Raw genomic sequence first — 21907 nt, forward strand, 5'->3', positions numbered from 1 at the left:
GCGTTTTTGGTCAACCGATGTGGAGGAGCGGGCACATGCAGCACGAGCGAGCGGGCAGCCCGGCACGCCCCGAGGACCTCATCGACGTCGCCCGGCTGGTCACCGCGTACTACGCGCTGCACCCGGACCCGGCCGACCCGGGGCAGCGGGTGGCGTTCGGCACCTCAGGACACCGCGGGTCGTCCCTGGCGACCGCGTTCAACGACGACCACATCGCCGCGACCAGCCAGGCGATCTGCGAGTACCGCGCAGAGCAGGGCACCGACGGCCCGCTCTTCCTCGGCGCCGACACCCACGCCCTGTCCGAGCCCGCCCGGGTCACCGCGCTCGAGGTGTTCGCGGCCAACGAAGTGACCGTGCTCATCGACAGCGCGGACGGCTACACGCCCACCCCCGCGGTCTCGCACGCCATCCTCACCCACAACCGCGGCCGCACCTCCGGCCTCGCCGACGGAGTGGTGGTCACCCCCTCGCACAACCCGCCCGCCGACGGCGGCTTCAAGTACAACCCGCCCAGCGGCGGACCCGCGGGCTCCGAAGCGACCTCCTGGATCCAGGACCGGGCCAACGACATCATCGCGGCCGGCCTCAAGGACGTCCGCCGCATCTCCTACGCCCGTGCGCTCGCCGCCCCCACCACCGGCCGCCACGACTTCCTCGGGGCCTACGTCGCCGACCTGCCGAGCGTGCTGGACCTGGACGCGATCCGCGCCGCAGGCGTCCGCATCGGCGCCGACCCGCTCGGCGGCGCCTCGGTCGGCTACTGGGGCCGTATCGCCGAACAGCACCGCCTCGACCTGACCGTGGTCAACCCCCTTGCCGACCCCACCTGGCGCTTCATGACGCTCGACTGGGACGGCAAGATCCGTATGGACTGCTCCTCGCCCTACGCGATGGCCTCGCTCATCGAACAGCGCGACCGCTTCCAGATCGCCACGGGCAACGACGCGGACGCCGACCGGCACGGCATCGTCACACCGGACGCCGGCCTGATGAACCCCAACCACTATCTGGCCGCGGCCATCTCCTACCTGTACGCCCACCGGGGGCAGTGGCCCGCCGACGCGGGCATCGGCAAGACCCTGGTGTCGTCCGGCATGATCGACCGGGTCGCCGCCGACCTGGGACGCCGCCTGGTCGAGGTCCCCGTCGGGTTCAAGTGGTTCGTGGACGGGCTGGTCGGCGGCACGATCGGCTTCGGCGGGGAGGAGTCGGCCGGGGCGTCCTTCCTGCGCCGGGACGGCTCGGTGTGGACCACCGACAAGGACGGCATCATCCTGGCGCTGCTCGCCTCCGAGATCATCGCGGTCACCGGGAAGACGCCGTCGGAGCACTACGCCGCCCTCACCGCCCGCTTCGGCGAGCCCGCCTACGCACGCATCGACGCCCCGGCGACCCGCGAGGAGAAGGCACTGCTCGCCAAGCTCTCACCTGCCCAGGTCACCGCGGACACCCTGGCCGGGGAAGCGGTCACCGGGGTGCTCACCGAGGCCCCGGGCAACGGCGCCTCCATCGGCGGCATCAAGGTGAGCACCGAGAACGCCTGGTTCGCGGCCCGCCCCTCGGGCACCGAGGACGTGTACAAGATCTACGCCGAGTCGTTCCGCGGCCCCGACCATCTGCGCCAGGTGCAGGAGGAGGCCAAGGACGTGGTCATGGCGGCCCTCGGCGGCTGATCCGCGCACGACGGCGAGGACCGTGGCAGGGCGGGCCCGGCGCAGCCGCAGAGCGGACTTCGCCGGCCGCCGTGTCGCCAACATCCCCTTAAACGCATAATCTGGGGATTTGCCCCGAAGGGGCCATGGCCCACGGTCCCGCCGGAGTGATCAATGTCCCTCGAGCGTCCGACAGAGGACGGCGACGAATTGCTTGCCAGACTCGGGTCGCTGACCGCCCAGGCACGCGAACTCGCGGAGCTGCAACGCTCCCGGGTGGAGCTGGCCCTCGCCCTGCAGCGCGGCATGCTGCCCCGGGACCTGCCCGCCGCCTGCCGCTTCCACCTGGCCGTCCGCTACGCACCGGCCTGCCACGGTCTGAACGTGGGCGGCGACTGGTACGACGCGTTCACGATGCCCGACGGCCGCATCGGACTGTCCATCGGCGACGTCCAGGGCCACAACACCGAGGCGGCCGCCTTCATGGGACAGGTCCGGGTCGGCCTGCGCGCACTCGCCTCGGTCACCAGCGAGCCCGGCGAACTCCTCGCCCGGACCAACGACCTGCTCCTGTCCCTCGGCACCGACCTCTTCGCCACCTGCACCTTCATGCGGCTCGACCCGTCCACCGGCGTCCTGGAGAGTGCACGGGCCGGACACATCCCCCACCTCTGGGCCACGGCGGACGGACAGTCCGGCATCGCCGAGGACGAGGGCGGACCGCCCCTCGGCATCGAGGCAGGCATGCAGTACCCGGTGACCCGCTACCGGCTCACCACGGGCGGCGTGTTCGTCCTGCTCACGGACGGCGTGGTGGAGGGGCCGTCGCTGAGCGTCGACGAGGGCCTCGACCAGGTGGTACGGCTCGCGGGCATCGCCGCGGTCGCCGGCATGGAGGCCGACGCCCTCGCCGCCGGCGTGATGAAGATCGCCGAGCGGGTCGGCCACGAGGACGACGCCGCGGTACTGGTCGTCACCCACGACGGTCCCGGCATTCAGCCATAGGGCCGGATCCGGCGCCTCCCGCCTCGCCGGCCGGGCGGCACCGGTGTCTGATGGCAGCTGTGGTGGCTGTCCAGGATCTGCGCCGACCGGCCGTCTGGGCCCTCCAGACGCTGGCCGTCGCTGCCTGCTACTTCGCCGCCGGGCGGCTGGGGCTCCTGCGGCAGCTCGTCGTCGAGCACGCGGTCGTCACCCCCATCTGGCCGCCCACCGGCGTCGCGGTGGCCTGTCTGCTGCTCCTCGGGGTGCGCATCTGGCCCGGCATCGCACTCGGCACCCTCGTGGTCATCATGTCCATCGGCCCGATCCAGCCCGCCGTCATCGGCACCCTTGTCGGCAACACCGCCGCCCCTGTCTGCGCGTACTACCTGCTGTGCAAGGCCGGCTTCCGCACCGATCTCGGCCGGTTGCGGGACGGCTTCGCGCTGGTGTTCCTGGCAGCCCTGGCCGCCACGCTGATCAGCGCGACCGCGGGTGCAGGTCTGCTCGTCCTCACCGGCAAGCTCGCCGCGGACGGCTTCTGGCTCGTCTGGTCGGCCTGGTGGGCCGGCGATGCGATGGGCGTTCTGATCGTCACCCCGGTCCTGCTGGTGCTGTACGGCGCGCGCCGCCGGGGCCACGCGCTGCGGTGGAAGGAGGGCCTGGGCCTCGTCCTCGTCGCCTGCGCCCTCGTCCCCTTCGCCACCCACAGCTCCGTGAGCCTGCTGTTCCTCGTCTACCCGCTCCTGATCTGGGCGGCCCTGCGCTTCCAGCTCGCGGGCAGCATGCTGTGCGCCCTCTTCGCGTCCGTCATGGCCACCACCGCGGCGACGGACCGGGTCGGACCCTTCGCCCGCCTGACCGGCGTCGAAGTGATGATCAAGCTCCAGGCCTTCAACGGTGCGATGGCGCTGACCGCTCTGCTCCTGTCAGCGGTGATCACCGAGCAGCTGAACACCAGGCGGTCGGTGGAACAGGCCTGCCAGGAACTGGTCGAGGTCCTGGAACACCTCACCGCGGGGGAGAACCCGCAGAGCCGGCCGCCCATGGAGGCGGACGACCGGCGGTGACCTCAGTTCCACAGGGGATACGTCACCGTGGGCGAGAACGTGTCCGGCCTGCCGGCCGGGTATTCGAGGGTCATCCGGCTGTAGTGCTGCAGGTGCGGGCGCTTCTTCCAGGGCTGCGCGCGGTCGAGCCGGACGACGACCGGGTACGAGTGGAACTTGCCCGCCGCGCAGTAGGGCTTGCAGTCGTTGACGATGTTGACGCCCTCGGCCTTGGCCGAAGTCGGGCCCCACTGGGACCAATGCAGCGAGGCCAGGCGGCTGTTGCCGTCACCGCAGGCGAGCACGAAGTCGGTGGGGCGTACTTCCGGGTGCCAGAAACAGTCGACGAGCACGGGGACCCTGGCCTGCTGCCGTGCCGTGTGCGCGGGAGGCGGGGACGTCGGCCGGGCTTCGGAGGGGGCGCTTGCGGCTGCCGCGAGCGAGGCAGCGAAACAGAGCGTGACCGCCGTACTCAATGTGTGCCTGCGCATGTCCGCTCCCCGCTGCCGTCTCCTACCGACGCTATGACGTTCCGACGCTATGGCTCGGTTCGACGCTACGACCGCGGAAAGGGATACACCACTCGGACGGAGCAACGCCTCGGGCCGGGCCGTCGGCGTCGGGTCACTCCCGGTGGTTCAGGGCGAACGTGGTGAGGACCGCCGCGTGGTCCGAGGGCCAGTCGTTGCCTGCGACGTCCGGCCACGCGCGCGGGACGCCGGTGACGACGGTGCGGGAGTCGACGACTTCGAGGCCGCGGCCGTTGTGGAGGACGTAGTCGATGCGATCCTGCGGTTCCGGGCGGGTGATGTCGTCCTCGTTGCGGGTGTGGACGGGGGACCAGGTGTGGCCCGGTGCGCGGACCGGGTCGGGATGGGCCTCGCGGTAGGAGTCGCGCAGGCCGGCATCCTCGGCCGCCCTGGTCACCGGCCAGGCCACCTCGGGCCGGTCCAGGTGGGAGGGGCAGTTGAAGTCGCCGGTCAGGACCACGGGTGTCGTCTCGTCCGCCGACTCCGCGATCCGGCGCAGGGTCTCCCGCATCTGGGCCAGACGCACGTCTTCATGGGCGATCAGCTCGGCCGGCCCGAGCCCGTCGAAGGCCGCTTCGTAGGGGCCGTACGGCGTGTAGTGGAGATGGGCCGTCCACACGTCCACCTCGTGGGCGCGGCCGATACGGATGCGGGCGCCGGCCGCTCCGTAGAAGCCGACGTCGGGGTCGCCGAGGCGGGCCGTGATGGGGTGGCGGCTGATGATGCCGAGGTTCTCGCCGGCCTGGTGGTGGTGCCAGCCCAGCGCGTCGGCGAGTTCCCGGGCCGCCGTGCCGGCCGTCTCCTGGAGGCCCACGACATCGGCCTCGGTGTCCAGGATGACCTTGAGCTGTTTGGCACGGTGGTCGTCGACCTTCGCGCCGCCGTGCCAGAGATTCCAGCTCAGCACGCGCAGCCGGGGACCCACCAGGGCCCGCAGCCGGTGCGGGGTCACCTCTTCCAGACTGGCCACGACCGTCCGCCCGGGAGCCGCCTCGATCGGCGCCAGCGACGGTACCGCCAGCACGGCGCACCCGGCGGCCTCCGCGGAGGCGACCCCCGTGGGGGTGTCCTCGACGGCCACGCAGCGGGCGGGGTCGACGCCGAGGGCGCGGCAGGCGGCGAGGTAGGGGTCGGGGGCGGGCTTGGTGTGCTCGGTGTCGTCCGCGGTGACGGAGACCCGGAAGCGGTCGGCGCCGAGCACCGCCAGGACGTTGTCGGCCACCGCGCGGGGCGAGGCCGTGACCAGGGCGGTCGGCACACCGTCGCGGGCGAGGGCGTCGAGGAGGCCGAGCGCGCCGGGACGCGGCACGATGCCGGTGCGCACGCGGTCGCTGAACTCGGAGTGCAGCCGGCCGGCGAGATCCGGTGTCCCGGTGAGCCCGCCCAGCCAGGCGGCGGTGTGCTCGACCGACCTGCCGAGCACCTCCGGCTGGTCGGCGTCAGTCAGCGGCCGGCCGAGGCCCGTGGCGACGTCCTGCACCGCCTCCCACCACAGCCGCTCGGTGTCGACGAGCGTGCCGTCCATGTCGAACAGGACGGCCTGGAGCGGGGGTTGGGTCACGGTCTCAGCTTTCGTGTGTGGGGAGATTTCCTGCATGTCCTACGGGCGAGTGCCCGGCGTCTCACGCCACCCGTTCGGCGACCAGCACCGGACGCTCGGGCAGCGACACCCGTACGGTGGCTCCGGCTCCCAGCCCGGCGGCCTCATGGGTGGGCAGATCGGCCTTCACCTCGGTGCCGTCGGCCAGGCGCACGGTGATACGGGTGGCGGCGCCGAGGAAGGCGGTGGCGATGACCCGGGCGTCACCGGTGGCGTCCGCGGTGACGTGCACGGCCTCGGGCCGCACCAGCACGTCCACCTCCGCCGCCGCGGGGAGGGTCCCCTCGGCGGGCAGCCGCAGGCCGAGGACGTCCACGGTCGTGCCGGACAGCCGCCCGGGAATCCGGCTCATCGTGCCGACGAACTCGGCGACGAAGGCGGTGGCCGGACGCCCGTACAACTCGGCCGGTTCGGCGCACTGTTCGAGCCGGCCGGCCCGCATCACGGCGACCCGGTCGGCCACGGACAGGGCCTCTTCCTGATCGTGCGTCACGAACAGGGTGGTGATGCCGAGTTCCTGCTGCAGCCGCCGGATCTCCTCGCGCAGCGTGAGCCGCACCTTGGCGTCGAGCGCGGACAGCGGTTCGTCCAGCAGCAGGACGCGGGGCCGCAGCGCGAGGGCGCGGGCGAGAGCGATGCGCTGCTGCTGGCCGCCGGAGAGCTGGTGCGGGAACCGGCCGCCCTTGTCGGCGAGACCGACCAGCTCCAGCAACTCGGCCGCACGGGAGCGGCGTTCGGCCGTGCCCACCTTGCGCATCCGCAGCCCGAAGGCGACGTTGTCGAGGGCGCTCAGATGCGGGAAGAGGCTGTACGACTGAAAGACCATCCCGGCGTCCCGGCGGTGGGCCGGCACCTGGGTGACGTCCTCGCCGTCCACCAACACCTCGCCGGAGTCGGGGTGTTCGAAGCCGGCGAGCATGCGCAGCGCGGTGGTCTTGCCGCAGCCGGACGGGCCCAGCAGCGCCAGGAACTCGCCGGGCTGCACGGTCAGGTCGAGCCCGTCGAGGGCGACGGTCGGTCCGAACTCCCGGCGCAGGCCCCGGAATTCAACGGTCGCGGCGGTGGCCGGAGCGGCCTTCTGAAGCGTGGTGGCGGTCATGTTCATCCCCGGGAGGAAGTCGTTCGGGAGCGCCCGCCGACACCGGCGAGCGTGAGGAGCAGGGCCCATGTGACGAGCAGGCTGAGCACGGAGACGGCGACGGACAGCTGGGCCTGCTCGCCGCCGACGTTGACGATCCACACCGCGAACGGCGTATAGCCCAGCAGGTGGGAGACGGTGAATTCGCCGAGCACCAGCGCCAGCGTGAGGAACGCGGCGTTCAGCAGCGCCCCACGCAGATTGGGCAGCACGGCCCGCACCAGCGCCTGCAGCCAGTTCGCACCACAGCTGCGGGCGGCCTCGACGAGGGTGGGCACGTCGATCGCGCGCAGCCCGGAGTCCAGAGCCCGGTACACGAACGGCAGCGCCATCACGACGTACGCGAGCACGAGCACGAACGGGAAGCTCGGGTTCTGGATCGCAACGATCGTCTGGAACAGTGGTGTGCGGGAGAGGTACTCGGGGCCCCACTTGAGGACCGTGGACATCCCGGCGACGAACGCGATCGGCGGGACGACCAGCGGCAGCGAGCACACCACCTCCACGACCGGCCTGAGCCGCGGCGCGCCCAGCCGCAGCGCGACCATGGCGGGCACCATCAGCAGCAGGACGACGGCGATGGTGGCGGCGGCCAGCTCCAGAGAGAGCAGCAGGCTGGAGACGAAGCCGTCGGCGGAGAATATCTTCGTGTAGGCGTCGAAGGAGACGCCCCCCGGCACATCGACGGTGAAGACCACGGACGCGGCCAGCGGCACCAGGAAGTACAGCGCGGCCAGGCCGAATACGGCCCACCGCCACAGGTTCAGGCGAGCCATCGCGCGCTCCGTCGTTGCAGGGGCAGGTACACGGCCATGACCAGGCCCGCGACCAGGACCATGTCGAGGCTGAGGGCGAGCGCCACGTTCTCCTGGCCGACCAGCACATTGCCGCCGAGGGCATCGGCGATCTGGAGGGTGACCAGCGGGACCGCGCTGCCCACCATTGCCGCGGCGGTGGCGTACGCGGCGAACGCGCTGCCGAAGAGCAGCACCAGACCGCCGAGCAGGGACGGCGCGAGCACGGGCAGGGCGACGTGCAGCCAGTACTGCAGGCTCGTGGCGCCGTTGTTCTGCGCGGCCTCGCGCCACTGGACGCGCAGGCCTTCCAGGGCGGGCGTGATGGTGAGAACCATCAGCGGGATGAGGAAGTACAGGTAGACGATGACCAGTCCCCAGAAGCTGTAGAGGTCCCAGCCCTTGTCCGTCAGGCCCAGGTGCGTGGTCAGCACGCCGGAGTTGCCGAGCGTGGCGACGAAGGCGAAGGCCAGCGGGACGCCGCCGAAGTTGGCGAGGACGCCGGAGGCGGTCAGCACGGCCTCGCGCAGCGCGCGGAAGCGCGAGGTCACGACGGCCTGCGCAAGCGGCAGTCCGAGCGCGACGCCGAGGGCGGCGGAGACGGCGGACAGCTTGACGCTGCCGAGCAGCGCGGTCAGGTAAGCCCCTTGCAGGGACATCGTCAGGTTGGCCGTCGTGTAGGAGGTCGCGCCGGTGGCCTGGTCCTTGACGGTGAAGGCGCCGTTCATCATGGCCACGGCGGGGATACCGAAGGCGATCGCGGTGAACACCAGCAGCGGGACGACGGCGAGCCAGCCGGGGGCGCGGCGCCGCCGCTTCGCAGAAGCGACGGGCGCCACGTCCACACGCGTCAGAGCGGTGGTCATCCGGCGACGGCCTTCGACCAGCCCTGCGCGATGACCGTCTTGGCCTTGCTCTGCTGGGCCTCGGTCGGGAAGGACGGCGTACCGGAGACCTTCGGGAGCTTGGCGGCGGCGGTCTTGTCGAGGGTGCCGGCCTTCTCCATGGCGGTCATCAGCGCCGGACGGGCGTAGCCCTTGAGCCACAGGTTCTGGCCCTCGGTGCTGTAGAGATACTCCTGCCACAGGCGGGCGGCCGCCGGGTGGGGGGCGTCCTTGTTGATGGCCTGGGAGTAGTACTGCGAGAACTGACCGTCGGACGGCACCGACACCTTCCAGTCGACGCCCTTGGACTTGAACTCGTCGGCGTAACCGGCGTTCAGGTAGTCCCAGTCGATGCTGATCGGCGTCTCGCCCTTCTCGACGGTCGCCGGAGTCGACTCGACGGGCGTGTAGTTGCCGTTCTTCTTCAGCTTGGCGAAGAAGTCCAGGCCGGGCTGGATGCTGTCGAAGGAGCCGCCGCTCGCGAGCGCGGCCGCGTACACGCCGCCGAAGGCCGAACCGGACTTGGTGGGGTTGCCGTTGAGCGCCACCTGGCCCTTGTACTGCGGCTTGAGCAGGTCCGCGAAGGTCGTCGGACAGGTCTTGACGCGCTTGGCGTCGCAGCCGATGGAGATGTAGCCGCCGTAGTCGTTGTACCAGCGCGCCTGCGGGTCCTTCTGCCCGGCGGGGAGGTCGGCGTACGAGGCCACCTTGTACGGCGCGAGCAGGCCCTGCTGGGCGGCGCTGAGCGCGAAGGAGCTGCCGAGGTCGAGGACGTCCGGGGCACGGTCCTGGCCCTTGCGCGAGGTCACGGCGTTGATCTCGTCCTGACTGGTGCCGTCCGGGCTCTCCACCGTGATCTTGATGCCGTACTTCTTCGTGAAGCCGTCGATCAGGGCGCCGTAGTTGGCCCAGTCGCGGGGCAGCGCGATGGCGTGCAGCGTGCCCTCCTTCTTGGCGGCCTTCACCAGGGCGTCGAGGCCGCCGAAGTCGGCGGCCGAGGTGGCGGTGGCCGCGTTCTTGCCGTCGGCGGTCGTCGACGCGTTGTCGGGAGCGGCGCCGCAGGCACTGAGGGCGAGTGCGGCGACGACGGCGAGGGAGCCGGCCAGGGCGGCTGTTCTCGGCTGGGACACGGTGACTCCAGAAGGGGGCGCAGGGGAGGACGCACAAGGACGCACAAGGCTGAGAACTTGTCTGAACAAGTTGGCCCCAGTAAGGCCGCCCGTGGTGACCTCTTCGTAAACAGTGGCGAAATTGTGACCTCCCATTCCCTGCATAGTTCGGGGTAAGCGCGATCACCTGCCGGCCTCGATTACGCTGGTCACGCTGTGCACAGCAGCAGACTCGGAGGGAAACGGTGGCGACACGACACGAGGAGATCGCCGACGAGCTGCGGCGGGCGATCGACCGTGAGGAGTACACGGTCGGCAGCAGGCTGCCCGCCGAGACGGAACTCGCCGCCCACTACGGCGTCTCGCGCGGCACCGTCCGCCAGGCCGTCGCCGCGCTCACCGCCGAGGGCCTGATCGGCTCCCGCCAGGGCGCCCGCCGGGTCGTTCTGGCCAGCCGCCGCAGCCAGAGCTTCGCCGAACTGCGCAGCTTCGCCCAATGGGCCCGCGCCATGGGCCGCGAGGCCACCGGCCGGGTCGTGGCCCAGGAGTACCTGCCCGCCACCGCGCAGGACGCCACCCGTCTCCAACTCCGGGAGGGTGCACGGGTGTTGCACGTCCTGCGGGTCCGCGGCCTGGACGGCGAACCGGTCCTCGTCGAGCGCACCGTGTACGCCGACTGGATCTCACCCGCCGTCGAGGAGATCGAATCCGACGCCCCGTCCGTCACCCAGCGGCTGTACGACAGCACGGGCCTGGTCTTCGCCTACGGAGAGCACGTCATCGACGCGGTCGCGGCGAGCGCCCAGGACGCCGAACTCCTCGGCATCCGCCGCACCAGCCCCCTTCTGCGAGTCCGCCGCATCACGACCACCCGCGAGGGACGCCCGGTGGAGTGGTCGGACGACCGCTACCGCTCGGACGCCGTCAGCTTCAGCGTGCACAACTCGATAGACAACAACGCGCTGGCCCGCAAGACGGCGGATTGAGGCATCAGGGCAGCGTGGGGGCCGCCTGGCTGCCGGTGACGCGCAGGAGGTCCAGCTTGGCCGCGTCGCTGGTGCCGGCTGCCGCGGTGTAGGTGACCACGCGCAGATCCGCGCCCGGCACGATCAGGACGTCGCAGTCGAGGAGGATGTCGCCGACCTCCGGATGTCGGACGGTCTTGCGGTCGGTGGTGTGCTGAGCCGCACTCGCCGTGGCTCAGAGCTGGGCGAAGGCGGGGGAGGTCGCCCGCAAGTCCTGTACGAGATACGCGAGTTGGGTGTCGGTGGGGTAGCGGGACGCGGCGTGCCTGAGGTCGGCGACGATCGATGCGGCGAAGGTGTCGCCGCCGCGCTCGGAGTGGAAGGGGCGCACTGCCGCACTGGCGGGCCCGTCGCCGAAGACGGCGCGGGCGAGGTTGCGTTCGTACACGGGCAACGTGGTGGGATCGCCCTGCAGGGCGCTCCACATGGCGTTCCACCACACCAGACTCCAGTCGGCTGCGAACACGCCGATCGGGACGTCTCCGAGGCGTGCGGTCAGTCGTTGGATGCCGGGCGGCACATGGGCGTTGATCGTCTCGTCCTGGGGCGGCAGCAGCCTCGCGCTCCGGTAGAGCTCGTCGCGCTCGGCCCGGGACAGCTGCAGGGCCCGCGCGAGGGCACCGACGACCTGGGCCGAGGGATGGCGGGCCCGCCCCTGCTCCAGACGCAGGACGTAGTCGACGGACAGACCGGCCAGTTGAGCAAGCTCCTCACGACGCAGCCCGGGCGCGCGTCGGCCGACCGTCTCGGGGAAACCGGCGTCCCCGGGGGAGAGACGGTCGCGCCAGGCGTGCAGGAGCGAGCCGAAATCAGATCGGGAGGTGGCCATACGGCCATTGTCGCCGCTGGCGGCGACAGCAGCCTGGGTACTGCCGGTCCTACCGACGCGGACGGCACTGTTTGGCGGGCGCGGCAGCGGTGAGCGTGGGTGATGCGCCGCTGGAGGCGCTCAGCGAACAACCGTCGAAGGAGCCCTTCATGCCGTCCACGATCGTGATGACGGGCGCGAGCCGGGGGATCGGCCGCGCTGCAGCGCAGCGCATCCTGCGCGAGTCACCGGACACCCATCTCCTCGTCGTGGCCCGCGGCTCCTCCGGCGCCGGGCCGGCCGCAGACCTCGGCACGGGCGGACACAGGGTCTCGTACGTCACGGCCGACCTCGGCTCACTCGAAAGCGTACGGTCGGCGGCCGACGAGATCCGCGAACGTCTCGAACACGGCGAACTGCCGCCCCTGCACGGCTTCGTGGGCAACGCGGGCGTGCAGTGCACGAACGCGCTCATCGAGGGCCCCGAGGGCTTCGAGACCACCTTCGCCGTCAACGTACTCGCCAACCACCTGTTCGTCCGCCGCCTGCAGGCCCACTTCGTCCGCCCCGCCCGGATCGTGATCACCGTCAGCGACACGCACTTCGGCGACCTGAGGCACAACCTGGGCATGGTCCCCGGCCCCGCCTGGCGCTCCCCGGACGTCCTCGCCCGCCCGGCCGCCTTCCCCGAGCTGCACACCACGACCGCCGGCCGCACCGCCTACTCGACGAGCAAACTGGCCGCCATCCACCTCGTCCACGAGCACGCCCGCCGCCTGCCGACCGGTATCGATGTCATCGCCTACAATCCCGGCTTCGTCCCCGGCACCGACCTCGCCCGCAACGCCGGCTCTGTCTCCCGGTTCGCCATGCACCGCATCCTGCCGGCGATGATCCTCACCCCCTTCGCCACCAGCCGCACGGCGGCGGGCCGCCACCTCGCCGACCTCGCCGTCGGCACGACCGTGGCACCGACCGGCTGCTACGTCGACCGCGCACACGTGGCCCGCTCCTCCGCGGAGTCCTACGACCCCCGCCGCGAACGCGAACTCTGGGACGCCGCGGAACGGTTGACCGCCGCGCACACCGCCTGAGCGCCGGACTGGGCCCGAGCTCCACCCACGTGACCAGCCTGCGTCGGGCTCCCGGCGCGGGAGCAGTCCGTCCGCGGACGAGACGATCAGCGCTCGGCCGTGCGGAAGCCGGCGGTGCACCGCAGCAGCGACGTCACCCGTGCGACGACTTCACGGCGACCGGCCAGGCCGAAAGCGTCGACCCCGCCGACGTACCAGCCGGAGAGGTACAGCCGGTCGCGCCGGCGCGGCGACTCGACCCAGACCCTCACCGGCGACGAGCGCATGCGTCGGCCCGATCGACAACTCGCCGGACGGTCCAGAGCGCAACCCGTCTGTTCTGCCTTGCATGGGCCCTGGCCCCGGGGCAGCACTCCACTCTTGTACCGAAGGGCGGTTCCTGCCACGGCTGCTGCTCGTCCAGGCGCCTCAAACACGCGCTGCAGGAAGTCCCGGATCAACGGCTCGCCATGCGGCTGTCAGGACAGGTCGTCTTCCCAGGCCTCCGCCGCCAGGGCGGCTTCAATGCCGGCGTACTGCTCCTCGACGGCGAGGTCGTGGAAGGGCCGTTCCAGGATCATGCCCGCGATGCGCTCGACCTCGGAGTCGCTCAACTCCCCGCTGAACTGCAGGCAGTAGAGAATTGCCACGATCACCCCGAGATGTATGCCTCACGGTATGACGGCGCGCGTTGTCCTCGTCTTGGACCGTCAGCTGTGGGCGGGGGCTTCTGAGGCTGCGTGGGCGAGGCTGTCCGCCAATGTGCCGCACGCCAGCCGGATCACGATGCGAAGCTCCTCCTCCGGCGTGCCGGCCCGGCTCAGTACGGCGAGCGACTGGTTGACGGCGACGACGTACAGAGCGAGTTCGTCGAGTACGCGGGGGTCGGCCGGGGCGCCGTCCAGCGCCCCGCGCACCCGTCCGCGCTGAGCGTCGACCAGGGCGCGCACATGGGCGCCGTTCTCCTCCTTCAGCGTCGGCGACTGGACGGCGGACTGGGCGATGAGGCAGCCGTCCGGAACCGCCGGATCGGAGATGCGGGCCAGGGTGGCGTCGAAGAAGGCCTCCACGGCGCGCACCGGGTCGCCGGGGTGCGCCGCGAGCGCCTCCTCGTGCCGCGCTCCGTAGATCGAGGCGTAGCGGTCGAGGCACTGGCGGAAGAGCGCGTCCTTGTTGCCGAAGGCGCCGTACAGCGATCCGCGGCCGAGGCCGGTGGCGGAGCCGAGGGCGTCGAGCGAGGCCCCTGCGTATCCGTGCTGCCAAAACACGCGCATGGCCCGGTCCAGGGCTGTCGTGACATCGAACTGCTTTCGGCCGGACATGCCGCTCACCTCTCGTTCCGTGCTGTCGCCGCGAGCCTAACGCTTCTTGGATCGATCGGTCCAAGTATCTTTGACTGATCGATCCAAGATGGCTAGCGTGGCGGTCCGTCGTTCCCACGAAAAGAGGATGATGGTGAGTCCGTCCCCAGTCGGTCCGTCCGTTCCCGAAGGCCGGGGTTCCGTCTCCCGCGCGCCGCACCTCCCGGACGGCTTCGCCCGCACCTTCACAAGTCGCTACGTCGACACGGGAGATGTCCGCCTGCACGCTGTCACCGGCGGGGAAGGACCGGCGCTGCTACTTCTCGCGGGCTGGCCCCAGACGTGGTACGCCTGGCGCCTCGTGATGCCCGGGCTGGCCCGGCACTTCAGGGTCGTCGCCATCGATTCACGGGGCGTGGGGCTGTCCGACAAGCCCCTCGAGGGGTACGACACCGGCACGCTCGCCCGCGACGCGGTGGCGTTGATGGCCGAGCTCGGGCACGAGCGGTTCTCGGTGGCCGGACATGACGTGGGCATGTGGGTCGGCTACGCCCTGGCGGTCGACCACCCGGAGCGCGTCGCCCGCCTCGCGGTCGCCGAGGCCGCCATCCCGGGACTGTCCCCGTCGACCCCGCTGCTCGGTACCGCCGAGGCGAATGAGAAACTCTGGCACTTCGCCTTCAATCGGCTCCCCGAGCTCAATGAACAGCTGGTCAGGGGCCGTGAACACCTCTACTTCGGCGGACAGTTCGCCAGCAAGGCCGCGAAACCGCTGCCCGACCACGCCGTCCGGCACTACGTCGACACCCTCGCCGAGGACCCTGCCGCCCTGCGGTCGAGCTTCGCGTTCTACCGTGCGCTCGACGTGACCATCCCGCAGAACGAGCGGCGCCGGACCCGGCGGCTGGATCTGCCCGTCCTGGCGATCGGCGGAGCAGAGAACCTGGGCGAACGGGTCGGCGCGACGATGCGGCTTGCCGCCGACGACGTGGAGAGCCTGGTCATTCCCGGCTGCGGGCACTACCCGGCCGAGGAGACCCCCGACGAGATGCTGACGGCCCTGATGACGTTCCTCAAGCGGTCACCGCAAACCGGCCAAGGTGTGTGAGAGGCGGCCGGGGCGAGTACGGGGTGCCGGGGCTGCGGCAGTCCGAAAGTGACTGCGCGGAGGCCTGGCGAGGGTTCTCTTCGCCATCCCCAACAAGCGCGTCGCCCGCAGGAGTCCGAAGGTGGGCGCCAGGCATCTGTGGCACTGATCCGACCCACCGTTCGACCTCTGCCGTGCCGTGGACGGCAGCTCCATGCACCGCCGGCCACCTCTACGCCTCCGTCGTCGTACGCCAGCGCAGTCGGCCGCCGCGTCACTGCCTCAACGAACGCCCCCGCCCGGACGGGCCAACAGATCCGTGACGTGTTGGCGCACCGCGTCCCGACCCGCGGAGCACAGCGTGCCGATGGCCGAATCACGAAGGCCGTCGATGGCCTCTTCGGCCCCGGCGCCACAACGAGCGCTGCCGGCGAGCACTTCGTAGCCGTCGCGCACAGCCACCTGCAGGCGCTCGAGTCCGTCGTCGTCGGTGTGCACCGCGGCGGCGACGACGAACGGTGGCGGTCCGCCCGCCTCACCCGGCAGCTTGCGGTAGCTGCTGGCGAGCGGTTCACGCCAGTGCAGGCTGAGCAGGAGGTGGTGCTTGGCCATGACTTCGGCGAGGTCGGTCTCGTAGACCCCGTCCCGGTCGAGAACCGTCGCCCGGGCATCCAGCACAAGCGCCGCCGGCAGCAGGCAACGCAGCGTGCTGCCGACCAGGTTGCCACCCACGGTGGCCGTGCGCCGCACGGCTCCGGTCCCTACCGTGGCGGCCGCCTGGTGGAGGACCTCGGGCACCCGTTCGTCGATCCGGTTCAGCACCACGGCGGAGCCCAGCGCCCCGCGCGCGATCACATTGGCCTCCGGCAGGTTGCGCAGCGACATGGCCTGCTCGGGGAATCCGTCGCGCTGCCAACCGGCCCAGACCAGCGTCGCCCCGCCGATGGGCACCGCTCCCTCAGCGATGCATTCCTGCGCTTCGGACACGGACTCGGGCAGACGTAGCAGCACGGGCCGACCTGCTTTCTCGACGAGTTGGAGCATTCGAGCCGAGGTGCACGTTGCCTCGGCCACGAGACCGCTGACATGGCGCATTTTCCTCACGCGTGTGGAGGCGCGTACAGGGCTCACTGCTGTACTGCGTGCGCCCCTCCCCGCCACAGCGTCGGATCTCCTGGGGGAGGATGGGCAGTCCCGAGTGGAGGGGTGCCGTAGCGGTGAGCAATGGTGGGGACGTGCAGCGGAACTGGTCTGCGCTGATCGTGCGGCACACACCGGCCGATACCGCGGCCGCGGCGATCGTGACGCTCCATGGCGGCCGCGAGCTGAGCCGTCGCACGGCGCGCCCCTGGCAGCCGGCCGCGCTCCGTATGCACCCGGTACTACGGGCAGCGGCGTCGGCCGCGCCCCGGAACGCCCTGCTCGGCCAGGTCCGCTACCGATACCAGGGCTGGAACGACGGCGATCCCGCGCGCGACGCTCTGCGTGCGCTCGACGAACTTCAGCGGCTGGCGGGCACCGTGCCCACCGTCCTCGTAGGACACTCGATGGGAGCCCGGGCGGCCCTGCGGGCCGCGTCGCACCCGCTGGTGCGCGGCGTGCTGGCGCTGGCCCCGTGGTGCCCGCCGGAGGACTCCGCCCGTCACCTCGACGGCGTGCAGCTGGTCGTCCTGCACGGTGACCGCGACCGCGTGACGCCACCCGCCGAATCGGCGGACTACGTGCGCAGGGCCCGGGAGGCCGGGGCCCGGGCAGGCATGGTCGTGGTCAGGGGCGCAGACCACGCGATGCTCCGTCGCAGCGGTGACTGGCACCGGGCCACGGCCGAGATCGTCGCCCAGATACTGCAGCCGGATCCGGGCGCGGAGGGATTGGCCGCGCAGGCTTGCGCGGCGGACGGCGCGATCGACCTTTAGCCGGACCGGAAGAAGCCCCTTGCCCGGCCGACGGAGCCCGGGCAGCCGAAGCCGCCACAGATCGGGCCGGCCGACGCTTCGGACGGAGGCTGTACGTCCAGCAGCCCTGGCGGACTTACCGCTCCTGCCAAGAACCACTGGTTCCTGGCGAAGGCGGTCATGTGAGGCATGGGGGTTCCCGTCCCTGTCGGCGGGGCGCCGTCGCCCCGCGTGCCGTGGTTGGAATCAGGGTCGTGAGGCTTGTATCGGCTCGGCAAGGCGGCATCTGCCAGGCGGAAGGACTTCTGTAAAGAGGCTGGTCAGAGCCCTGTTCTGTCAGCCCCTAGTCGCCAGAGTAGGTGGCCCGGGTGGTGCTGCTGTTCGGTTCGCGCTTGGGTTAGCCGGAGAGGGCGACGGTGAGTGCGACTACTCACTGCGTAGCGTTATTCGCCCAAACATGTCTGCTTAATTGCAAATGTGATACCCGTCTGTCGATCGATGCTCGGTACAGCGGCAAGATTCAGCATTGCTGCAGGTCAACTACTGATCGTTTTGGAGTCTGGGGTTCGCGGGTCGAATCCGGGTCGAATCCGCACCCTTTTAGGCTGTTGAGCGTGTCGCCGCTGGTCAGGGTGGTGTGAGGTCACGTGCTGGTTCGCCTCGTGTACGGGGGCAGCGCCACGAGCCGTCGGTCCGATGAGCCGCTGAAGGGGCGCTGAGTGGCTGTGGTCGGCTGCCAGGCGCGGGGGGCTCACCAGCGGATTCTTCGCTGGTGGTGGTGCACGCCTTTTGTGATCATGTCCTGCGGACATGTCTTCAGGCGGGACGGCTGATGTGCGACGGCGCGGGATTGGCGGTTCCTGGCCGAGACCGACCTGCCGGGCGGCAAGGGCTATCCAGGAGACGGGTGGTAGGCGGGTGGCGTAGCTGGCTGCCCGGCCGCCTTGCGAGGCAGCTGGCGCTCTCGCTTCAGCCGGTACGCCCCGGAACTGCCATTCCTCGGCGCCGACATCAGCACAGCCTCGGTCGGCTCGCCGCCACCGACGCCGAACTGGAAATCTCGGTACCTCAACGAGTTCATGGACCTCCGTGAGGGCCCTTGAGTGGTGCTCAAGTAAGTCCCGCCCATGGCTGGGCAGTTGAGGGAGTTCACATCTTCTGTGTCCAGGTCGACACTGATGTCGTCGGTGACGGTGAGGTCCCCCGCGCGGGGTGACGGACGCCCGTGCGCCCGCGGCGAACGGGGCAGCCTGGAAGCCCGCTTCAGCGGGGCGACCCTCGCTTGGGACACCGTGGAGGCGGCTGAGCGGGGTCGGTCGACCGAACTCACCTCGCGGTACGAGGCGAACGGCATCCTGACCGCCGCGAGTGACGCCATTCGTGCGCTCCTGAGCGTTCCAGGAGCTCAGGACTCCGCGGCGCCTGCCCGCAAATAGTCAACGCCGGGGGCGGCGCTGCCGCGAGTGCCCGCCGCGTGGCGAAGCCCCTTCCGACGACTCCAGTCAGGCCTGCTCCGCCGCATGTTCGATCCGGTCGAGCAGTCGGTGGTGTCGGGCGGCATGGGCAGAGTCGGGCATGAAGATTTCCCAAGGCTCGTGGCAGTGGCGACGACGCTCCTACACCGCCCTCACCCGCACAGCAGACCGCCTTGCCATGGCTCGCCCGCTGGCCGGTCTTCGAGGGCGGCGGACTTCGCCTGGCCAGCCGTCGTGGGGCCTCCGGAAGGGGCGACCGCCTGAACAGCGCGGCCTTGCGCGTACCACGGGTCGGTGATCGGCTGTCAGCCGGACGCATGGTGCAGGCCACAGTGGCACGGGGCCGAAGAAGGCGTGTCGCGTCAGCCCTTCACCGAACGGGCCGAGCCCCACAGGGCGCCCGGATTGACCCGGTCCGGATGGATCTCCAGCATCGCTTGGTAGAGCTCCTCAGTGGAGGCGGTGCGCGCGACGCAGTCCTCGAAGTCATCGATGTAGGCGCGGGTCTCGGCGAGGATGTCCGGGGAGTCAGGCCGGCCGGGACGCTTGTGCCCCGCCACGACATGGTCGGCTCCGAGGCCGGCAATCACGCCTAGCGCCTCCTTCCACGCCTTGCGGCCCTCGCTCGGCGACTCGGCGAGATAGAGGTGCACGTCGTTGTAGGCGGCATCCCCGGCGACCACGAGCCCGATGGACGGGACGTGCAGCGCGGTCGTGTCGTCGGTGTCGGTGTGACCGAGCGGCACGACCGTCAACTCTCGGCCCTCGAGTTCGAGCACCTGGTCCTCCATCGGGTCGGCTGCCACGAGGCGGTCCGGGATCTGGCCCGGGAACCTCGCGTTCCAGAAGCTCTCGACGAAGCTCGGCTCCATCTGCTTCGCCATGTGCTCGACGACCGCCGGCGTGGCGACCGCTCGGGCGTTCGGGAAGCGCTCGAGGAGGGTCGCCAGCCCGAACCAATGATCTCCATGCCCGTGGGTGACGTAGACCGTCGTCAGATTCCGGTCGTACGCTTCCACCCATTCGGCGAGCGCGACGGCTTGCTGGACCGTCATGACCGGGTCGACGAGTACCGCGTCCCGCTCGCCGTAGACGAGCGTCGAGGAGATGGGCGACCACATCCGCCGCTCCACACCGGGCGGCAGATCACTGATCTCAGTGGGGATCGAGGGTGAGATGTGGACCGCGTATCGAAGGTCCTTCTTACCGGCCAAGGCCGACTCCTGTCGTTTAGTCGTCATGGGGCCCGTGCCCCGCGGTCGAGGCGGCCGTGTTGGGGCGCACCTTCCGTGAACTGCTCCAGCTCGCCCGGAATACCGGGTCCGGACGCCACCCAGCCGGGTGCCTGGCTCGCCAGGCGGGGGCAACGGTGGGGTCCCTCTTCCAAGATCCTGCCGTCACTTGAACGACGAGGAGTTCACCGACGAGCTGGTCTGATCATCCATCAGGCCGGATGCTGACCCGGCCGATTCCCTCGCGGGTGCACTCGTTCTATGCCTGCAGAAACTTCCGGAACCAGTCGAGTGCTTCCGAGCAGGCGCGCTCGAACTGGGCGAGGTACGGGTCGAAGTGGCCACCGGGGATGAGGATCAGCTTCTTGGGTTCGAGGGCGTCCTCGTAGGCCTCGAGGGCGACGTCGGTCACCGTCAGGTAATCGTCCTCGGCAACGATCATCAGCAAAGGCGTGGGGGACACCCTGCGGATGAACGACCCAGGCTCGTACATGCGCGCCATACGCGTGGACCGTACGGTCACCCGGTTCTCCCAGACTCCCTCCGGCAGCTCCTGGAGATAGAAGTCGACCGCGTCGCCGGAGTAGTAGGACGCGCGGACCGCCGGATCGCTGCTGACGATCTGCTGGTACTGGAGCGGTTCCCCGCGGGCGGCGCTGCGTTCCTCCTCCGCGAATCCCTCCTCAAGGGCGGGAACCAGATGCGGAGGCACCCGCCGAAGCCCCTGCCGGTAGCCGCTGATGTTCGGAACCTGCGCGACGACGGCCTTCAGGCGCCGGTCCGTGGCACCGAGCACGATGGCGTGCCCACCGGCGTAACTGCTTCCCCAGACGCCGAGCCGGTCCGGATCAACCTCGGGCTGCGCCTCCAGGAATGAGATCGCTCGACGCCAGTCCTCGGCCTGCACCCACGGATTGACGTCCTGACGTGGCTCGCCGTCGCTGGCGCCGAACGTGCGGTGGTCGTGGAGGAGTACGGCGAAGCCCGCCTCGGCGAACCGCCGGGCGAAGCCCTCCAGGGAGTGCTCCTTGACGCCCGCGTAGCCGTGAGCCATGGAGATGGCCGGATGCGGGCCTTCGCCTTCGGGCACGAAGTACCAGCCGCGCAGGGTCACTCCACCGTCGGCGGTGAAGGCCACGTCTCGCCTGTCAACCATGGTTCCTCTTTTCCGTACTAACACTCCTGCCGCGCCGGGTGGGTGGCGGGCCGGTGGGGTGGGCTGCCGTCGGGGGGCCGTCGGCGAGCCAGGACTCGATCTGCTTCCAGCCCTCGGACCATTCCGGGTCGAGCATCATGGTGTGTCCGACGCCGGCGATTTTCCGGAGTCGCGCCCCGTAGCGCCGCGCAGTGGCCCGTACGGAGACGAGGGGCACGAGCCGGTCCTTCGCGGCGGCGAGTACCAGGATCGGCAGCGGCGGCACGCGCGTCGGCCGGTGGAAGAGGAACTGGTACTGGACGAGCGGGGAGTCGGGGGTCACACGCTTGCTCGCCTCGGCCGTCGCCGGGTCGTCCGGGTGGGCGTAGAGGATGTGGGGACCGAGCTTGATCGGCCTGCCGGCTATGTAGCGCGGCACTTCCAACGGCTGCCGGCGCAGTACCGCCAGAATCGTGTGCACCGCGGGCCGTGGGGGCAGCGGAGCGACCAGGATCATGGCAGCGGCGTTCGCCGCCGCGGCCGCGCGTTGGACGACGAGCGCGCCCATGGAGTGCCCGATCAGCACGACGGGCCCCGGGAGCGAGCGTGCGGCGCGGACGACGTCGGCCTCGTAGTCGCTCAGCGCGGAGCGGGCAGCGGTGCCGCCGCTGCCACCGTGGCCGCGCAAAGAGACCGCCCAGCTGTCGTGTCCGGCCGCGGCCGCCGCGGCCATCCAGTCCTCCCAGACCCAGGCGGCGTAGCCCAGACCGTGCACGAACAGCAACTGGGGTGTTCCGGGCGCCGCGGGTCTCACTGGTGCGGCGTGGAGCATCTCCAGTGCCGGTTCCCCGGTGAGACCTGGAAGCGTTGTTGCTTTCATAGCGGCGGACCCTAACAGCTGGGTACATAGGTGACAACGGTATGGCTCTGTCATTTCGAATGTGTTGAAGCGACCTTCCCTCTCCGGAGTACCGGCAGGTATTTCCGGTGGCGCACACCTGGCGTTGTCACAAGTGTAGGCGCTACGCTCCTGTACACATCAGAGGTCGTCCCTCTCGCCCCGCGCTTCCCCGGGGCTGTCCGCACCCGGTACCGACGGGGAATCGAGCCGGCCATCGTCGCGGGCGCCGAGAGCA

At 70.5% G+C, this 21907-nt stretch carries 20 protein-coding genes and 1 pseudogene; 7 read left to right on the top strand and 14 right to left on the bottom strand.

Annotated elements, in window-relative coordinates:
* Positions 1–35 precede the first annotated feature (35 nt).
* The 3 genes from pgm (at position 36) to ACFY10_RS29280 (ending at position 3706) form a co-directional block, all read left to right on the top strand.
* Positions 36–1676: a phosphoglucomutase (alpha-D-glucose-1,6-bisphosphate-dependent) gene (pgm, locus tag ACFY10_RS29270; protein WP_390668188.1), complete on the top strand. Its 1641-nt coding sequence runs from the start codon at positions 36–38 to the stop codon at positions 1674–1676.
* Between the two features lie 153 nt (positions 1677–1829).
* Entirely contained in the window at positions 1830–2660 is an 831-nt protein-coding gene (locus ACFY10_RS29275; RefSeq protein WP_390668189.1) for a PP2C family protein-serine/threonine phosphatase, read from the top strand.
* Between the two features lie 50 nt (positions 2661–2710).
* Positions 2711–3706 (top strand): MASE1 domain-containing protein, encoded by a 996-nt coding sequence (locus ACFY10_RS29280; RefSeq protein ID WP_390668190.1) that lies wholly within the window; start codon positions 2711–2713, stop codon positions 3704–3706.
* A 2-nt stretch (positions 3707–3708) separates the two neighbouring features.
* Here the strand turns inward: ACFY10_RS29280 and ACFY10_RS29285 are convergent, their stop codons facing one another.
* The 6 genes from ACFY10_RS29285 to ACFY10_RS29310 form a co-directional block, all read right to left on the bottom strand.
* Complete coding sequence (locus ACFY10_RS29285) at positions 3709–4176, bottom strand: hypothetical protein (protein WP_390668191.1); 468 nt, start codon at positions 4174–4176, stop codon at positions 3709–3711.
* 133 nt (positions 4177–4309) lie between these two features.
* Entirely contained in the window at positions 4310–5776 is a 1467-nt protein-coding gene (locus ACFY10_RS29290) for an HAD-IA family hydrolase (protein ID WP_390668192.1), read from the bottom strand.
* A 61-nt stretch (positions 5777–5837) separates the two neighbouring features.
* A complete protein-coding gene (locus tag ACFY10_RS29295) occupies positions 5838–6914 on the bottom strand; it encodes an ABC transporter ATP-binding protein (RefSeq protein ID WP_390668193.1) in 1077 nt (358 codons plus the stop codon).
* 2 nt (positions 6915–6916) lie between these two features.
* Positions 6917–7729 carry an ABC transporter permease gene (locus ACFY10_RS29300; protein ID WP_390668194.1) on the bottom strand — a complete coding sequence of 271 codons (813 nt, stop codon included), beginning with the start codon at positions 7727–7729 and terminating at the stop codon, positions 6917–6919.
* Positions 7717–8613 (bottom strand): ABC transporter permease, encoded by an 897-nt coding sequence (locus ACFY10_RS29305; RefSeq protein WP_390668195.1) that lies wholly within the window; start codon positions 8611–8613, stop codon positions 7717–7719. The genes ACFY10_RS29300 and ACFY10_RS29305 overlap by 13 nt, the downstream gene beginning before the upstream one ends.
* A complete protein-coding gene (locus tag ACFY10_RS29310) occupies positions 8610–9761 on the bottom strand; it encodes an ABC transporter substrate-binding protein (RefSeq protein ID WP_390668196.1) in 1152 nt (383 codons plus the stop codon). Before ACFY10_RS29310 ends, ACFY10_RS29305 begins: the two co-directional genes overlap by 4 nt.
* A 224-nt stretch (positions 9762–9985) precedes the next feature.
* On the opposite strand from ACFY10_RS29310, the gene ACFY10_RS29315 reads away from it, so the two are divergent.
* The gene (locus ACFY10_RS29315) at positions 9986–10726 is read left to right on the top strand and encodes a GntR family transcriptional regulator (RefSeq protein ID WP_390668197.1); all 741 of its coding nucleotides are present in this window, start codon (positions 9986–9988) and stop codon (positions 10724–10726) included.
* A gap of 4 nt (positions 10727–10730) precedes the next feature.
* Here ACFY10_RS29315 and ACFY10_RS29320 read toward each other — a convergent pair.
* A pseudogene (locus ACFY10_RS29320) lies at positions 10731–11594 on the bottom strand (helix-turn-helix transcriptional regulator).
* Between the two features lie 149 nt (positions 11595–11743).
* Between ACFY10_RS29320 and ACFY10_RS29325 the strand changes: the two are divergent.
* Entirely contained in the window at positions 11744–12667 is a 924-nt protein-coding gene (locus ACFY10_RS29325; RefSeq protein ID WP_390668198.1) for an SDR family NAD(P)-dependent oxidoreductase, read from the top strand.
* Between the two features lie 86 nt (positions 12668–12753).
* Here ACFY10_RS29325 and ACFY10_RS29330 read toward each other — a convergent pair whose 3' ends face one another.
* From ACFY10_RS29330 to ACFY10_RS29340, 3 genes are all read right to left on the bottom strand, one after another.
* Positions 12754–12918 (bottom strand): hypothetical protein, encoded by a 165-nt coding sequence (locus tag ACFY10_RS29330; RefSeq protein ID WP_390668199.1) that lies wholly within the window; start codon positions 12916–12918, stop codon positions 12754–12756.
* A gap of 207 nt (positions 12919–13125) precedes the next feature.
* Positions 13126–13302: a hypothetical protein gene (locus tag ACFY10_RS29335; protein ID WP_390668200.1), complete on the bottom strand. Its 177-nt coding sequence runs from the start codon at positions 13300–13302 to the stop codon at positions 13126–13128.
* A 54-nt stretch (positions 13303–13356) separates the two neighbouring features.
* Positions 13357–13968 carry a TetR/AcrR family transcriptional regulator gene (locus ACFY10_RS29340; RefSeq protein ID WP_390668201.1) on the bottom strand — a complete coding sequence of 204 codons (612 nt, stop codon included), beginning with the start codon at positions 13966–13968 and terminating at the stop codon, positions 13357–13359.
* 133 nt (positions 13969–14101) lie between these two features.
* Between ACFY10_RS29340 and ACFY10_RS29345 the strand changes: the two genes are divergently transcribed.
* Positions 14102–15055, top strand: coding sequence for an alpha/beta fold hydrolase (locus tag ACFY10_RS29345; protein ID WP_390668202.1), 954 nt, complete (start codon positions 14102–14104; stop codon positions 15053–15055).
* Between the two features lie 261 nt (positions 15056–15316).
* On the opposite strand, the gene ACFY10_RS29350 is transcribed toward ACFY10_RS29345, so the two are convergent.
* The gene (locus ACFY10_RS29350; RefSeq protein ID WP_390668203.1) at positions 15317–16045 is read right to left on the bottom strand and encodes an FAD binding domain-containing protein; all 729 of its coding nucleotides are present in this window, start codon (positions 16043–16045) and stop codon (positions 15317–15319) included.
* Positions 16046–16251: 206 nt separating this feature from the next.
* Between ACFY10_RS29350 and ACFY10_RS29355 the strand changes: the two genes are divergently transcribed.
* Positions 16252–16950, top strand: coding sequence for a dienelactone hydrolase family protein (locus tag ACFY10_RS29355; protein ID WP_390668204.1), 699 nt, complete (start codon positions 16252–16254; stop codon positions 16948–16950).
* A 1816-nt stretch (positions 16951–18766) separates the two neighbouring features.
* Here ACFY10_RS29355 and ACFY10_RS29360 read toward each other — a convergent pair.
* The 3 genes from ACFY10_RS29360 to ACFY10_RS29370 form a co-directional block, all read right to left on the bottom strand.
* Positions 18767–19618: an MBL fold metallo-hydrolase gene (locus tag ACFY10_RS29360; RefSeq protein WP_390668205.1), complete on the bottom strand. Its 852-nt coding sequence runs from the start codon at positions 19616–19618 to the stop codon at positions 18767–18769.
* Between the two features lie 277 nt (positions 19619–19895).
* Positions 19896–20792, bottom strand: a complete 897-nt coding sequence (locus tag ACFY10_RS29365; protein WP_390668206.1) for an alpha/beta hydrolase — start codon at positions 20790–20792, stop codon at positions 19896–19898.
* Entirely contained in the window at positions 20785–21651 is an 867-nt protein-coding gene (locus ACFY10_RS29370) for an alpha/beta hydrolase (RefSeq protein ID WP_390668207.1), read from the bottom strand. The genes ACFY10_RS29365 and ACFY10_RS29370 overlap by 8 nt, the downstream gene beginning before the upstream one ends.
* Positions 21652–21907 lie beyond the last annotated feature (256 nt).

Source organism: Streptomyces sp. NPDC001401 (genome assembly GCF_042895385.1).
Classification (GTDB): Bacteria; Actinomycetota; Actinomycetes; order Streptomycetales; family Streptomycetaceae; genus Streptomyces.